The organism is Heliobacterium mobile (genome assembly GCF_009720735.1).
GTDB lineage: Bacteria > Bacillota > Desulfitobacteriia > Heliobacteriales > Heliobacteriaceae > Heliobacterium > Heliobacterium mobile.
The window spans coordinates 20,735-36,128 of record NZ_WNKU01000013.1 but is presented as its reverse complement, the minus strand read 5'-3'; the positions used below and the strand labels follow the sequence as shown (position 1 = coordinate 36,128).

Annotated in this window: 13 protein-coding genes; 9 read left to right on the top strand and 4 right to left on the bottom strand. The window is 47.9% G+C overall.

Annotated features, from left to right (window positions below; translation table 11 throughout):
* Positions 1-30: 30 nt before the first annotated feature.
* The 4 genes from fliS to GJ688_RS11725 all read right to left on the bottom strand — a co-directional run bounded on the left by fliS (position 31) and on the right by GJ688_RS11725 (position 5,453).
* Entirely contained in the window at positions 31-495 is a 465-nt protein-coding gene (fliS, locus tag GJ688_RS11740) for a flagellar export chaperone FliS (protein WP_155476747.1), read from the bottom strand.
* Between the two features lie 158 nt (positions 496-653).
* The gene (locus GJ688_RS11735) at positions 654-1,091 is read right to left on the bottom strand and encodes a YaaR family protein (protein WP_155476746.1); all 438 of its coding nucleotides are present in this window, start codon (positions 1,089-1,091) and stop codon (positions 654-656) included.
* 15 nt (positions 1,092-1,106) lie between these two features.
* Positions 1,107-1,409, bottom strand: coding sequence for an EscU/YscU/HrcU family type III secretion system export apparatus switch protein (locus GJ688_RS11730; RefSeq protein ID WP_155476745.1), 303 nt, complete (start codon positions 1,407-1,409; stop codon positions 1,107-1,109).
* Between the two features lie 114 nt (positions 1,410-1,523).
* Positions 1,524-5,453, bottom strand: coding sequence for a hypothetical protein (locus tag GJ688_RS11725; protein WP_155476744.1), 3,930 nt, complete (start codon positions 5,451-5,453; stop codon positions 1,524-1,526).
* A 158-nt stretch (positions 5,454-5,611) separates the two neighbouring features.
* Here GJ688_RS11725 and GJ688_RS11720 point away from each other — a divergent pair, with 158 nt between their 5' ends.
* The 9 genes from GJ688_RS11720 (at position 5,612) to hpf (ending at position 15,345) form a co-directional block, all read left to right on the top strand.
* Positions 5,612-6,739 (top strand): sialidase family protein, encoded by a 1,128-nt coding sequence (locus GJ688_RS11720; RefSeq protein ID WP_155476743.1) that lies wholly within the window; start codon positions 5,612-5,614, stop codon positions 6,737-6,739.
* 142 nt (positions 6,740-6,881) lie between these two features.
* A complete protein-coding gene (locus GJ688_RS11715) occupies positions 6,882-7,637 on the top strand; it encodes a cytidylyltransferase domain-containing protein (protein ID WP_170291913.1) in 756 nt (251 codons plus the stop codon).
* Between the two features lie 30 nt (positions 7,638-7,667).
* Positions 7,668-8,879 carry a UDP-4-amino-4,6-dideoxy-N-acetyl-beta-L-altrosamine transaminase gene (pseC, locus tag GJ688_RS11710; RefSeq protein ID WP_235910942.1) on the top strand — a complete coding sequence of 404 codons (1,212 nt, stop codon included), beginning with the start codon at positions 7,668-7,670 and terminating at the stop codon, positions 8,877-8,879.
* Positions 8,870-10,030, top strand: coding sequence for a hypothetical protein (locus GJ688_RS11705; RefSeq protein WP_155476741.1), 1,161 nt, complete (start codon positions 8,870-8,872; stop codon positions 10,028-10,030). The genes pseC and GJ688_RS11705 overlap by 10 nt, the downstream gene beginning before the upstream one ends.
* Positions 10,031-10,220: 190 nt before the next feature.
* Positions 10,221-11,009, top strand: coding sequence for a basic amino acid ABC transporter substrate-binding protein (locus GJ688_RS11700; protein WP_155476740.1), 789 nt, complete (start codon positions 10,221-10,223; stop codon positions 11,007-11,009).
* Between the two features lie 147 nt (positions 11,010-11,156).
* The gene (locus GJ688_RS11695; RefSeq protein WP_155476739.1) at positions 11,157-11,822 is read left to right on the top strand and encodes an amino acid ABC transporter permease; all 666 of its coding nucleotides are present in this window, start codon (positions 11,157-11,159) and stop codon (positions 11,820-11,822) included.
* Positions 11,823-11,878: 56 nt separating this feature from the next.
* Complete coding sequence (locus GJ688_RS11690) at positions 11,879-12,601, top strand: amino acid ABC transporter ATP-binding protein (RefSeq protein ID WP_155476738.1); 723 nt, start codon at positions 11,879-11,881, stop codon at positions 12,599-12,601.
* 178 nt (positions 12,602-12,779) lie between these two features.
* Entirely contained in the window at positions 12,780-14,711 is a 1,932-nt protein-coding gene (locus GJ688_RS11685; protein WP_155476737.1) for a motility associated factor glycosyltransferase family protein, read from the top strand.
* A 109-nt stretch (positions 14,712-14,820) separates the two neighbouring features.
* Complete coding sequence (hpf, locus tag GJ688_RS11680; RefSeq protein WP_155476736.1) at positions 14,821-15,345, top strand: ribosome hibernation-promoting factor, HPF/YfiA family; 525 nt, start codon at positions 14,821-14,823, stop codon at positions 15,343-15,345.
* Positions 15,346-15,394 lie beyond the last annotated feature (49 nt).

Here is a 15,394-nt window from a genome sequence, read left to right as displayed (position 1 = left end):
ATATATTTGAGATCATAAAATCACCTGTTCTTACTCTCGCCGATCAACGGAATCGCAAATATCCATCGCATCGTAGTCATAGGCAAGATTGCGTTCATATACTGAAGTCTGCCTACGAATCTGTTCGGAACGGTTTGTGGGGCCTTGCTTCAACATTTGTTTCCAAGCTTCTTCAATCGGTTCTATTGTCTTTAAGATGTCCGTAATGATAGCAGCGTCTTTTTTCCAATTCGCTTCATAAAGACGGTCGGCTACAAAATTATAGAGGGCATCAAATTGTTCTGCTACGGCACCTGCTTCATAATTAATACCGGCTCCAAGTCGTTCTACAATATCGTTGGCTTTTTGCAACTCTTGATTGGCCGCGCCAATACGTTTTTCACGAATAGCTACTAAAGAGTTTTGAAGTCGATCGATCAGACTTTCGTATAATACCAAAGTTAACTCTTGGGATGACATTTGGTAAATTTCTTGCTCTGTCGGGATTCGTTCCAAGTGAATGTCACCTCCTACGGATTTAAATGCATGCTCATTTGTAAAAGCGAAACGTTTCGTTCCGATATAGCAATGTAAATCTCTTTTATTATCGGGTTTATTCTTGAGAAAGTTTAGCCTGTTTTTGGGTTCATCGTCTTTTTTCTACCGATTCTCGCTTAGGTGTACGTATCGACCAGCAAACCTTTAATCTCACCGACGAGTCCGAGGATTTTCAGGCCGTTGGCTTGTTTTTTTAGGACATGGTCTGTGAGTTCAAGAAGCTTTTCGTCCACTTTGGTGACGATTTTGTAAATCTTGGCTCGTCCCCGGCGATTGAAGCCACGCCGTTCTTCTAGCTTGAGGCCGTCTTTAATGACATCATCCATGAATTGCTTAACCAGTTCTTTGTATTTTTTTAGGTCTTCAACGGTCCGAGATTGAGCGAGGATATTGCCTTGGTCTTCAATCTTTTCTACCATTTTGGAGTATTTCTCTGTATTCATGTGGTCTCGCCGTTGGGCCATGATTTCGGAGAAGGATATCTTTTCTGTTGGGACTTCGGGATTGTTTTTTTTGTTTACCGCTCCGGTTTTGCCAATTTTATTGACTTCCATTGATGTATCACTGCCTTACTGTATACTTTGGTGATTTTCCATATCTTCAAGAAGTAGAAGGATTTCGGCGATGACTAGGTACAGTTGAGGGGGGATGGTGTCGCCAAGATCCATATCGATTAAGTTTTCTACCAGCAACGTATCTTCTTGGATCGGGATATTTTTTTCTTTTGCAAGGTCGATGATTTTTCGAGCGAGATGCCCCTTACCTTGGGCAATGACCACCGGCGTATCGCTGTTGGCATCATAACGAAGGGCGGCTGCCGTGGGCCCGCCGATTTCTTTTTTTTGTTTTTGATTAAAGAAACGGTAGTTCATTAGGTGTTCCTCGTTTCTACAGGGGCATTCATCTAGGATAATTATCGTTGAATTCGCCCGTTCCCTTGAGTGAGTAAAAAATGAGCAGCCCCCGGCGGATACCGGGGGCTTTTTTTAGATTTTGAAGCTGAATCCCCCTTGAGTGACTTTTGCTGCCGTTGGCTTAGTACCAGGGGTGATATTGATCTGGGAAAAAGCTTCACCAGTTGTAGCCGTGCTTTTTTCTTCGGTCAACCCTGTGAACTGCACTGATGAAATATTATAACCGATCTTTTTCAGGTTCTCCTTACATTTTTCGACCAAAGAAGCGACCTTTTCTTTAAAATCGTCTTTGTCATTCTTCAAGGTGATAGAAAGATTGCGGTCCACGGCGGAGAGGGCAATACCGGTATCGCCGTATTGGGGTGTATCGATCAGGAAGTAGAGATTACAATTTTCCCAGTTCATTTTTTGCCGCTCATTGCGTCCGTTGACCCAGACTTGTAGACTTTCAACTTGGTTTCCAAGGAGCATGGGCAGGTTAAAAAAGAGTGATTGCATATTGGTGCCAATGTCGCTTTTGCTGAGGAGTTGCTGGCCTGTAAGGTTGTTTAAGGCCTGTTCGGCTAAGGCGTGGACAGATGGCGGTAAGGGACTGTCGCTCTTGGCCAGTTGCAGTAGGGTGGATTTGAGGTTATGTGAATATTTATCCTGGTCAGAGTTAGGATTTTGGTTGAAGGATTGTTGAGAATGGGTGCCGCTTCCGCCGTCCTGGTCGGTAAATCGGGAAGAGTTGAGGTTCTGGGCTTCCGAAGATAGATTTGTTTGACGGTTGCTCGCCAGCGACTGGGCAACTTCACTGTCATGATTGAGGCCCAACGTGCGAATGAGATTATAAATATCACGGGCAGAAGGTTCTGTTGTTGCTCCAGCAGTATTTCCCGAACCGGAAGCGGGGGATGAGGAGGGCGCCAGGGACGAATCTCTGCTTGGACTGTTAGGAATGGATAAAGCACTTAGGACTTGGTCCATCTGTCGTCCTAACCGTTCCATAGGGTTTTTATCGAAGGAGAAGAGACCGCTGTCTGTGAGGATGCGCCGGACTTTTACATCGGATGGCCGCCAGTTGAGGTTTTCGAGGAGGTCTTTTACTTCGGTTAGGATCTCCTGGGCTTTACCGTTGTTACCCTGGCTGAGAAAATTCCGAGCCTCTGCGAGACGACTGCTGGCGACCATCAGTTTCTTTTCCGTACCCATATCGGTGAAAAGTGTGATGTCACTTTTGAGGATTGCATTATCTAAGATATCGATGGTGGATTCGAGCAGTGGTTTGACCAAGGGGAGAACGTAGTTGCGGTTGTTTTGTAAGACCTGTGAAATGCTATCGATGTTGCGGACAACTTCCCGTTTGAGGTTGCGGAAGTCTTGGGTTGCTTGGCTCAACCGTTGGGTGATTTCGGTGACGAGATAATTTTTAGCGGGGAGTTGAATACCGCCCATTTCCAGCGCTTCCGCATAGGCTTGGGAGACGATTTTTTCAAACTCCTCCGGTGAGTCGGCTGGAGTTGATGAAGGTTCTGAGGCCGCTTGTAGAAATGGGTCGGTTTGGGCTAAGGGAGTAGTTTGAGATGACTGAGCTGTCGCCGGCGATTGAGCAATGTCTAACAGTGATGACGTCGGGGATGATTTAGAGAAAAGCTTTTGTAGCTCTTCTGTTACCTGACCGAGTGCTTGGATGAGGCGGGCGTTGCCCAATTGCTCCTGTCCTGTGGACGCAAGGGTGCGAGCATCAGAGACGGCCTTGTCTAGTGCAACTACAATGGGACGGTTCACCTGCCCATTTGTCGATAACTGTCTTACTAAGTCCTGGACAAGTTTGGTCGACTCGGCCACGTTAGAACTATTGGAGACCGTCGAATAGACTTGGGCTACCTGATCTTTCGTGGATATAAAATTCCCAGCAGATTGTGGATGGGAAGTTGGTTTTGCGGGAGAATCCGCTTCTTCGCGGACCATCTGTTCCAAAAACTGACTTAAGTGCTCGCGAGCAAGACGCTCGTAACCCTTTTGTTGAAGTTGACTGGCGTTACTTAGTTGTTGTTGCACCTTCATGGACAACGCAGGCTCGATCGTTCGATTGGCAGTAACGGCATCTCTAATCCAGCCGATTGCTTTACTGAGATCTGTTTCTTGCCGAGCCACCGTCGCAGCGTTTATCAACAGCGACTTGGTTGTTTCATTAGAGGGAACGACGTTGATTGACTCTGTCAGGTTGGAGCTTTTGGAGACGGTGGAAAAAGCTTGCGCTACCGACTCTTTCGCTGAGGGAACATTGCTGACTGATGTTGGATAGGAAGGTGGTTTTGTGAAGCTGTTTGCTTGCTGGCGAGCCATCTGTTCCAAAGACTGGCTTAGACGTTCTCGGGCAAGGCCTTCGTAGCCTTTTTGCTGAAGTTGGCGTGCGCTATCCAGTTGTTGCTCAACTTTGATGGCTAATTCTGGATCTATCTCCCTGTTAGCTGCAAGTGTATCACTGATTTGTCGAAGCGCTTGGTTGAGATCGGGTACTTGGCGGATGATAGCAGCAGCCTGGGTGAGGTATATCTTCATCGTCGCATCGGAGTTAGCCGGTCTTGAACCGATACTCAACGGTAAGGATTGTACCGATTGCGTTGGTGATGTCAAAGCAGGGGGGGGAGGTGTAGATGTAGAAGGAAAGGTAGAGATAGCAGGTGGATTTTCAGGTAATTTTCCCAGTATCTGTTTGAGAACATGTTGAAGGCGTTCAGAACTTGCTTGGTCACGGCCTACGGAGGCAAAGATTTGTGCCTCCGAGACGGCACGTTCTAGCGCAACCACAATGGGACGATCAACCTGCCCATTTGTCGATAATTGACGGGCTAAGTCCTGGACGACTTTGATTGACTCCATCATGTTGGAGCTTTTGGAGACAGTGGATAAAGCCTGGGACACCTGTTCTTTCGGCGATAGAATGTTGCCGACTGATGTTGGCTGGGAAGGTGGTTTTGCGGAGGTGTCCGCTTGCTGGCGGGCCGGTAAGGTTTGTGCCGATTGCGTTGGCGATGTTAATGCAGGAGGGGAAGGAGCAGATGGAGTGGGGGTGGCAGGGGCTGAGGGAGGATTTTCCGGCAAGCTTTTCAGTACCTGTTTGAGAGCCTGCTGAAGACGCTCAGAACCTGCTTGGTCACGGCCTACAGAGGCGAAGATATGTGCCTCCGAGACGGCACGCTCTAGCACAACCGCAATAGGACGATCAACCTGCCCATTTGTTGATAATTGACGGGTTAAGTCTTGGACGACTTTGATTGATTCTGTGAGGCTGGAGCTTCTGGAGATGGTCGATAAAACTTGGGCCAACGCTTCTTTGGGCGATTGGGATGTTGAGGTGGATGAAGGTGGTATCGATGATTCGGAGGGAGTAACAGACGGGCTTGTGGAAACATTTGATGGTTGTGGAATATTCCACTCGGGATCAAGCTGACTCGCTAAATCGACGAGTACTTGTCCGAGAGGACGACCATTCAAAGCTTCTTGAACTGCCTTTAGCTGTGGGAATGTAACCTCTAGGTTTTTATTAAGCAGTGCCTGGACTGTTTTAAGTTTATCTGCTGAAGAGCCCGGTGTTTTATCCAAAAAGCTTTTCAGTTCCTGAATGGTGTCTTTGTTCAGTGGCCGTCCACGCTCCATCACGAGGCGTGTCGCCTGGGTCAAATCTTCGGAAGGAGTCACTCCGAAGGTACGGATAATGCTTCCGATATCCGGTTCACTGGAGCGGGCAGTTGAGTTGTTGCTGGGGGGGGCTTCAAGAACTTTAACTTGAACAGTACTCCCGTTAGAACCGGTGATTTCCAGTGCAAAACGATCTCCTTTTGGAGGGTTGCCTTCAAAGCGGACTTGTACATCCTGCCCCCGGATTTGAATGACACCTTCTTGGGCTGAAGTGAGCTTCTTAAGGTTTCCTGTATATACTTCTCCTTGTTGAAGTTCAAGGGATGGATCAATATCAGGACGAGCGGTTCCCGTTGAATACGATTGAATACGCATGGAGATCCGTCCTTTCCGGTGGCATGTCGATCGATGTATTTATTATCGTTAAAATACGGAGTCCCCTTGAGAAGTCTTGGTCAACAGTTCCCGTTGGTTGTTTACGCCTGGGTAAAAAGGTATAATTTGATACACTACACAGAAAGAGGTGTGTGAATGTGCAGGTTGCGACATTGGTGCCTCGCCGTAAAAATGTATATTCTTCGTTTCCTACGTTCGTAGAGCATAAAGGAAAGCTGTACATCTACTATCGCCAAGGGACTAAAGATAAACGTCAATGTCACGGAATGGACGGTGTCGTTCGGGAAATCATCCTGGAGAAAGAGGAATTCTTTCATCAGTTAAAAGATAGGTCGCTTCGTTTGACGAGTGGTAACTCTTTTTCGAGGTGGATTTCGAAGACACGTCGCCGTGTTAAGGCCTACAGAGATTCTGATGAATCTTGGGAGTCTTGCGGAACGGTTGTCTTTTCTAGTGAGAATGAGTTGGATGCAATTGTATCACGACTCGATGAGAACCGGTTCTCCCTCTGCACACGGACCTATATTCCAGGAAAAGCTATCGCTCCGACTGTTTCTTTTGCCGCTGAACCGGATTTCGATGATCGGTGGCCTGTGACGATCCCCTCGATCGATTGGTTCGTTTTTTATGGTAAGTCCTTTACATCAAGCCGGGGATATGTTTTTCCCGCCTATGGACAGCGAAAAGGTGAACCAGTGATACGACCGTTTTTGTTAGTGACGGACGATGGGCATCATTGGGACCTGTTAGCGACGATCACTGATTACCCCCGGGAAGTGATCCTCAACGAAAGCTCCATTGTCTTTGACGGTCATAGCTACTATATGTTCATGCGGCAGGATAATGGGCCCTTTGGAATCTGGGTGACTGAGTCAACGGACTTATTACAGTGGTCTCCTCCCAAGAAACTATTTTCCATGGCGCATGCCCCAATGGCGATTCATCAAAAGGGGCAAATTTTGTTAGCTTACCGCAGGTTAATGACAATAAATCAAAGTGCCGTAGGATTGGCAGAGTTCAATCCGTTATCTGATCTATCGACAGGAAAAGCGAAACAGACCGATTTCGGTGAATACGGTCTTACCGGAAGAAAACTGTTAGATTTTTATTCAGGGAATCCCTATGATGGTGGATATGCAGATTTGGCTTGGGTGGATGAGAAATTAGTTACTCTCTATTATCTCGGCAACCGAGATGCTGAACCGGCGGTACGGTTTTCTGTATTAGATCCCAGGGAGTTACCAAGCAGACAAGTTCTGCGGTAACTTTCACCGGGCAAACAAAAGTTTGGGTAATGGCCACTTTATACAGAGAATGAGATTAACTCTTGCCGCTTCCGCTACGATACAGAATGAGATAGAAAAGAATGTTTCAATAGATAGGGTAATTTACGCAGGAGGTGCTCTCATGTCTACAGCCATTATCGTTCAGGCCCGGATGGGATCTACCCGTCTTCCAGGAAAAGTGCTCAAACCGTTGTCAGGAAAGCCAGTTCTTTGGCATATATTTGATCGGTTAAAGCGGGTTCGGGAGGCTCAAGTCTTGTGCTTAGCCACAAGCCATCTGGCGGCGGACGATTCTTTAGCCGAAATAGCGCGGCAATGGGGCATCTATGTATTTCGAGGGGATGAGAGCGATGTCCTTTCGCGCTATGTCGGTTGTGCTCAGGAGGTAGGGGCGGATAGGATCGTGCGCATCACTGCGGACTGCCCGCTCATTGATCCCGATGTAGTTGGATCGGCGATTGATTACTTCCAAGCCCAACCGTTCGACTATCTAGCCGTCGAAGGTGGGCCTCGTGGTCTCGATACGGAGGTATTCTCACGGGATGCTCTGGAAGAGGCTCATCGTGATGGAAGATATCCGGCAGCTCGGGAGCATGTGACCTTCCATCTCTATCATTCCGGTCTATATAAGGTGGCCCGCTGTCCAGTGCCGGAAATCTACCGACGTCCCCAGTATCGGCTGTGCGTCGATGAACCGTTAGACTACCAATTGTTGGCGGAGATTTATGACCGGTTTTACCGCCCCGGCAGGATCGTCTCTGTTCCCACTGTTTTGGCGTGGCTTGATGAGAATCCACAGTGGGCGCGACTTAACGATGGCGTGGTCCAAAAAAATGTACAACCGGAAGATTTGCAGCCGATTGTACAGAGGGACTAAAACTCATGGCGACGAAGGCAACAGGATTAGATGGAACATAAGAAAGGAAGTGGCCTTTCGGCCGATGGAAAACATATGAGCGTGAGACCCTTTATTCCCTATGCTCGTCAACATATTGATGATGAAGATATTGCTGCCGTCGCAGAGGTCCTTCGAAAAGATTATCTGACGACAGGGCCTGTTGTGGATAGTTTTGAAGCGAAAATCGCTCAACGGGTTCAGGCGGCTTTTGGCGTGGCTTTTTCATCGGGGACAGATGCCTTGCATGGAGCCTATTCAGCTTCCGGATTTGGCCCTGGTGACGAGGTGATCGTACCGGCTATGACGTTTGCAGCTACCGCCAATGCGGCTCTTTACGTAGGGGCCAAGCCGGTTTTTGCAGACGTGGAATCGGATACAGGCAATATGCATGTGTCCCAATTGGAGCCCTTAATCAACGCTCGAACGAAAGCGATCGTAGCTGTTCACTACGCAGGCTTGCCGGCGGATATGGCTGAGATTCATAAACTGGCTTGCCATTACGGCCTAACGGTCATTGAAGACGCTGCCCATGCCCTCGGTGCCTATTATCATGGAAAGCCGATCGGTGCTGTGAGTTCCCTCACCTGTTTTTCTTTTCACCCCGTCAAACACATTACGACCGGCGAAGGCGGTATGGTGGTCTCTGACGATCTGCAATTGCGGCGGAAACTGCAGCGGTTTCGGACCCACGGCGTCACACGGATACCGGAGGAAATGGCCGGGAATGATGGCGACTGGTATTATGAGATGGTGGAACTCGGCTATAATTACCGGTTGACCGATATCCAAGCCGGATTAGGTCTGAGCCAGCTTGAAAAACTGGATCGCTTTCTGACACGGCGAAGAGAGATCGCCGAACGCTATGACGAAGCATTGAAAGATCTCGCAGAAAAAGAAAGGATTCAACTGCCCGGAAAGCGAGAAGGGCGACAATCAGCATGGCATTTATATGTGATCGGTGTCCAGAATGATCATTCTGGAGAGAGACGCAAGAGTCTTTATGATTACCTCCGTAGTCGAGGAATTGGCGTGAATGTCCATTACGTGCCTGTCTATTTACACCCCTACTATCGCAGTCTTGGCTATACGGCAGGGCTTTGCCCTAAGGCGGAGCAATTCTACCGTCGTTCCATATCCTTACCTATTTTTTACGGACTGACCGATGCAGAGCAAGAGCGTGTGATCGATTGCTTGCGAGATGGTGTGAAGGCGTGTCTATAAAAAAAGGGATCCATCGGAAAGTCCTTTTTTATTTTGACATCGGTCCCGGTATTGGACTTGGACATGCCATGCGCTGTATCGCTTTGGCTGAAGCTTTTCGCGATCAGTCCTTTCAACCGGTCTTACTGGGAGAGGGGCAGGCCGAACTGGAATCTTTGGCACCGGGTCTATTCTTCCCGTTGCCTGCGCATGATCGAGATTACTTTTTTACCGATCCGGAAGGGTGGGTGAGGGAGCTTTGCTGCGATGCCTATCAGATATTCGTTGTCGATAGTTATCGGATGCCATTGGAACAATTAGACCGCTACCGGCAGGCCGGACTGTATGTGGTCTATATGGATGATTTCTATTCTTCCCCAATCGGATGCAATCTGGTCATTAATGGGAGCTTAGCGGCAGAGGGTGCTGAGTACACCTTTTGTCATGACGAGGGCATCTATTTGGCAGGACCTCACTATGCTCTGCTCCGTCAACAGGTTAGGACGATTCGAACAAAACGTATCAAAGAGAAGGTCCCTTTGAGCGAGTCCCCTCTGGAAGCGAATGCTCCCGTTCCAATTGCAATGCATCAGTCTGTAAAGTTACGTGTACTGGTCACGGTAGGGGGCGACGATGTACAGGGGCATTTACCGTCCATTTTGGCTGGACTAGAGCTTTTTATATCGAATTGCCAAGAAATTAACGATTTTCGTGTTCATGTCGTATTGGGTCCCTTTATGAAGCCTCCTACTGCCGCTTGGGATCGACATTGGATTCAGTGGCACAAACCACCGATCAATATTTTGGATTTGGCAGCTTCGGTCGACATGGCCATCATCGCCGCGGGTGTAACCTTGCAGGAAATGCTTTGTATCGGTGTGCCCATTTTATTGGTGCTGCAGGCCGACAATCAGCTCCTATCAGCAAAGGTTGCCATCTCCGGCGGCATGTCCATTTCGCTTCATCCCGAATTGCAAGCGATGGATTGGGATGGCTCGGTAAGCCGGCTGGCGCCGTTAGATCCTCGATTTATTGCAGGGCAATTACATCGGTTATTTGCGGGTTTAGAAGCACAAAGGATTGTCCAGTGCGGAATGTTAAAGATGGATGGTCTTGGTGCAGCCCGATGTGTTTCCGTTGCGCTGGAGCACGCTAAAGCTATCTGCCGTTAATCAGGTAAGCCCGATTTTTCCCTGAGGATTCATACAAAAAAGCCCCTCCGCCGAATCGCTCACGGTGGAGGGGCTTTTTTGCAAAATATCATGAATTTATATACGAGGCATTGTTAATTCGTTCGCAATAATATAGAATATTGTCGAATAACGTTTATATTTGTCGAAATACAGGGGGAGATTTTTCGTTATGAAACAATGGTTGAAGATCGGTCTTGCCAGTTTGCTTTGTGTAGGCCTGCTTACCACCGTGGCTGGTTGTGGAAGTCAACCGACCCAAAGTGCAAAAGAACCGTCAAAAAATGTCCTTCGTGTTGCCTCAGATGCTGCCTATGCTCCTTTTGAATGGAAGAATGACAAAGGTGAAATTGTCGGCTTTGACATTGACCTGATTAAAGAAGTCGGCAAGGAGATTAACGCGGATATTGAAATCGTGGACACACCTTTTGACGGGATTATCTCTTCCTTGGCTAATAAAAACGTAGACATGATCATTTCGGCCATGACCATCAATGATAAACGCAAACAAACGGTGGACTTTTCCAATCCTTACTTTGTGGCGGTCCAATCGATAGCTGTCAAAGAGGGTTCGCCCATCAAAACTTTTGCTGAATTAAAAGATAAAAAAGTGGGTGTACAAAACGCCACGACGGGTCAAGATGTAGTTGAGAAGTTAATGGGGGCCAAAAACCCAAAAATCTCTCGTTTTGACACCACGCCGACGGCGTTGAATATGCTGATCAATGGCGATGTCGAAGCGGTTGTGGCGGATAAGCCTGTTGTTCAGTATTTCTTAAAGAACAATCCGTCCGCAAAATTGTCCCTGCTGGATGATACTAGCTTTGAAACGGAAGAATACGGGATTGCTGTTCAAAAAGGAAACACGGAACTGCAGAAAAAGGTGAATGACGCATTAGATAAGATGAAAAAGAACGGAAAAATCAAAGAGATCTCCGACAAGTATATGGCCAGCAAGTAAAACCGCTACTTGCGTTAGCTTTTTATTTATTGAGATAATATCTATGGCAGATGTCTAGTCTCTGTAAGGGAGGCGTCCCAGGGACCACCTGAGGCGCCTTTTCTGTGTTTCAAGTTCATGAAAATGTAAAAGGAGTCGCTAAAACTCATGGATTTTCGTTGGGACATTGTATACAGCTACTATGATATGTTCCTGATGGGCGGTTGGATGACTCTAAAACTGACTGCCATCGCCGTCACTATTGGGACGATCATCGGTCTTATTGTGGCGCTTGCTCGGTTGACTAAGTTTACGCCGCTGCGTTGGTTTGCCGCTATCTACACCGACGTCATTCGAGGAACCCCCTTATTAGTACAGATTTTTATCGTCCACTTCGGCGCACCGAAACTGTTGGGTTTTTCGCTTTCTGCGATGACTTCCGGTTTAATCGCTTTAAGCATCAACTCGGGTGCTTATGTGGCCGAGATTTTTCGTGCCGGTATTCAGTCTATCGACAAAGGACAGATGGAAGCCGCCCGTTCCTTGGGGATGACTTATCCTCAAGCGATGCGCCATATCATATTGCCGCAGGCGTTTCGACGGATTATTCCTCCTTTGGGCAACGAGTTTATTGCCATGTTGAAGGATTCATCGCTGGTGTCTGTAATCTCTCTCCCTGAGTTAGCCATGGCGGGACGCACCGTCTACGGCTCGACCTATCGCGTCTGGGAAGCCTGGCTTCCCGTAGCTTTCGTTTATCTCGTAATGACCTTGGCCTTTACACGATTGGTAGCCTGGTACGAGTCGAGGTTGGCACTGAAAGCTCATCGATGACCGGCCGTGGTAAGAGATAGACTCGGCAGCAGACTGTGACAAGGAGTTAATTCCTGATGATAGAAATTAAAGGCTTGCATAAAAAATTTGGTTCGCTTCATGTTTTACGTGGTGTTGATTTGACGGTCGCCGAGCGAGAGGTTGTCTGTATTATCGGTCCCTCCGGTTCCGGTAAAAGTACCTTGCTGCGCTGCATCAACCACCTGGAAGAAGCTACCGAAGGGGAGATTCAGGTGGAAGGAATCCACCTTACCCATAAAGAGACCGACATTAACCGGGTACGAGCAGAAGTGGGGATGGTGTTCCAACGGTTCAATCTCTTCCCTCATATGACGGTGCTAGAGAATATTACACTGGCTCCCGTACAAGTCCGCAAGATGCCGAAGGTGGAAGCAGAAAGATTTGCGAGGGAACTTTTAACCAAGGTCGGTTTATCGGAAAAGGAAAGGGCTTATCCCGAACAACTATCAGGCGGTCAGCAGCAACGAGTCGCTATAGCCCGAGCCTTGGCAATGAAGCCGAAGATTATGCTCTTTGACGAGCCGACGTCGGCACTCGACCCGGAGATGGTTGGTGAGGTTTTGAATGTCATGAAAGATTTGGCTCGTGAAGGCATGACCATGGTCGTCGTCACTCACGAGATGGGCTTTGCTCGGGAAGTGGGCGATCGAGTCATTTTTATGGATGAAGGAGTTATTGTCGAAGAGGGCTCGCCGGAACAGATTTTCGGAAATCCTCGTCATGAAAGAACAAAAGCATTTTTAAGCAAAGTTCTCTAACGGTGCTGTAAAATAGCGTTTTTACATGGATTTATAAGTTATTGTACAAAATGTGGTGGCCGACACGGTGGGGTGCAACAGAATAGGGTTTCAGTTATAATAAAAGCGCCGCTGATACGTCGGCGCTTTTCTATGCTTATGATTTAGTGCCAAATGGGAGAAACGAGGCGAAAAGAACATGCAATTCGTTCCGCCCCCTTATGTACGGTTTCTAAACGACAATATTTTTGAGGCGAATATCCGTGCTTTGGCCACGGTGCAGCCCCCTTTGGCGGAACGGATGGCTCAGTACAAGCCGCCCTATAACCAACCTTTTCAAGTGGAGTTGACACCGTCGGGAGACCTTACCCTGCTGATCGACACAGGTCAGGAACGGATTTTCCTGCATTCTCCGATAGATCCGCAGAAGCAAGCGCGGGAATGGGTGCAAGAAGTTGTCGGAGATCCAACGAGTCTACTCGTCGTCTTTGGATTTGGACTTGGCTATACGATGAAAATACTTCGACAGATTATCCCTGCTCAAGGAAAGATTGTTCTTTTTGAGCGATCTATCGACATCTTTTGGCTTGCTCTATGGACAATCAATCTTCGGGATGTGCTTTCTGATCCGCGCATTCGCTATGCCGTCGATGTAGACAGTTCTTCCGTGGCTCCGATTATGCATCACCTCAATCTATCGGCCAATGATGCGCTGTCGGCCCAATTGTATGAGTTCCACTATTTGACGGCACTATTTGACGGTTACTATGAATCGGTGAAAGAAAGCCTCGATAAGTTTTTTCAGACGCAGCAAATCGGTGTTGCCACAGAAAACTATTTCAGTCAGACCTGGACTATCAACTTTTTACGTAACTTGCCAGCGGTGCTACAGTCGAGTCCGGTTTGTCATCTCTACGGTCGATTCCCCTCTGTACCTGCTGTTATCATCGCGGCAGGTCCTTCCTTAGACAAGAACATTGAGCAGTTACGCCATTTTTCGAAGTATGGCCTTTTAATCGCTACGGGACCATCTTTACGTAAGTTGCAACAGCGGGGGATCCGTCCTCATCTAGTGGTCTCTATTGATGGAGGAAGCCCAAACTTTAGTCACTTTCAAGGTATTCCTGCCGATGATGTTCCACTTGTTTTTGATTCGACAATCTATCCATCCATCTTAGATACCTATTGGGGCGGTGGAAACCGGTTCTGTCTTTTTGCCCCCGATAAGGCTGGATTATATGGGATTTTATCTACAGCATTCGACGTGAGTCGTTCCTCCTTAAATGTAGGCGCTTCTGTAGCAAACTTAGGATTGAACCTGGCTTACCATCTCGGCTGTGATCCGATCGTTTTTGTCGGTCAAGACCTGGCTTTTACAGGTCGGCACTCCCATGTGCGGGGATCGGCTCATGACCAGAGCTTTGACGGGCAAGATATGAGCCAATACATTGAGATGGAAGACATCTACGGTCAAAAGACCTACACTCAGGAAACTTGGCTCGCTTTTCGCGATTGGTTTCACTGGTTCATTCAAGGGTACCCAGGTCGTCGTTACATTAATGCGACAGAAGGCGGTATCGGCATACCGGGAACTGAAGTGTCCAGACTCGCCGACGTTATTGAACAGTTGGAGGAAACCCGTTCGGCCGTTGGAAGGGGTCCTTTTCGAACCGTCATTACAGAGGCCTATGCTACGGGCGAGCGAGAGCTCTCTTTGGCTAGGGGAGCGGTAGTAAAGGAATTACATCATCTCCGACGGCATCTCAAGATTATCGTCGCTGAATGCCGTAAAGGAGAAGAGTTAATCGTCAAGCACCAGCGTTTTGCGACTGGCAAGATGGATGTAGATAAGCGTTTTGCTCAATACTATAAAAAGCTGGACAAGATTCGCCAGCGAATTGAAGGCGATAAAAAAACGATGGACTTTTTACGCCTTGCTTTCCGCCCTATCACGATTCAGTTAGATCAGTCGATGCTCTTTTCGGAACCGGTCGATGAGAGGGAAGCAATCCAGCAAGACCTGGTGCGGGGAAAACTTTTTTTTGCAGAAGTAAGCCGCCGTTCGGAGGAAATCTTGAGCCAAATGGAACAGACGATAGAGTCGTTGCAAGCTTTAGAACAGCGGTTTTGAGATTATTTGAACAATATTCCGGATTTTATCTTCTATCGGCAGGAATTTCCGAGCCCTTTAGGGAATAATACTACAAGAACCGGTTACTACGCGAAGGAGCTGATGCCTGATGAACATCCAAGTTCGCGGAAAAAACATTGAAATCACCAATGCCCTACGTGAGTATGTGGTCAAACGCCTCTCCAAACTGGAAAAGTACTTTAACACCTTGGGCGGTGCCCGCGCGACCCTTTCTGTCGAAGGGGATATGTCCAAAGTCGAGGTGACGGTCCCAGCCGGTGACCTGATCCTGCGGGCCGAAGAATCCCATCCCGACATGTATGCATCGATCGATCTGGTCTTTGAGAAGCTGGAAAAGCAGATTGATGCCCATAAAACGCGCCTTTCCCGCAAGCTAAAAGGCCATGGATTTAAGGATTTTGCCGTCGAGAGCCGTGTAGAAGCTTTTGAGCCGAAAATCGTCCGTTCAAAACGGTTTGCCTTCAAACCGATGGACGTGGACGAAGCGGTCATGCAGATGAATCTGATCGGCCACAATTTCTTCGTCTTTGCCAACGCTGAGACGGAACAGGTCAATGTGGTCTACCTCCGGAAGGACGGCAACTACGGCCTGATTGAACCGGAGTTTGACTGATATTCATCGACAAAGAGGATTTAGACAGTACAATAGAATATTGCTGTAT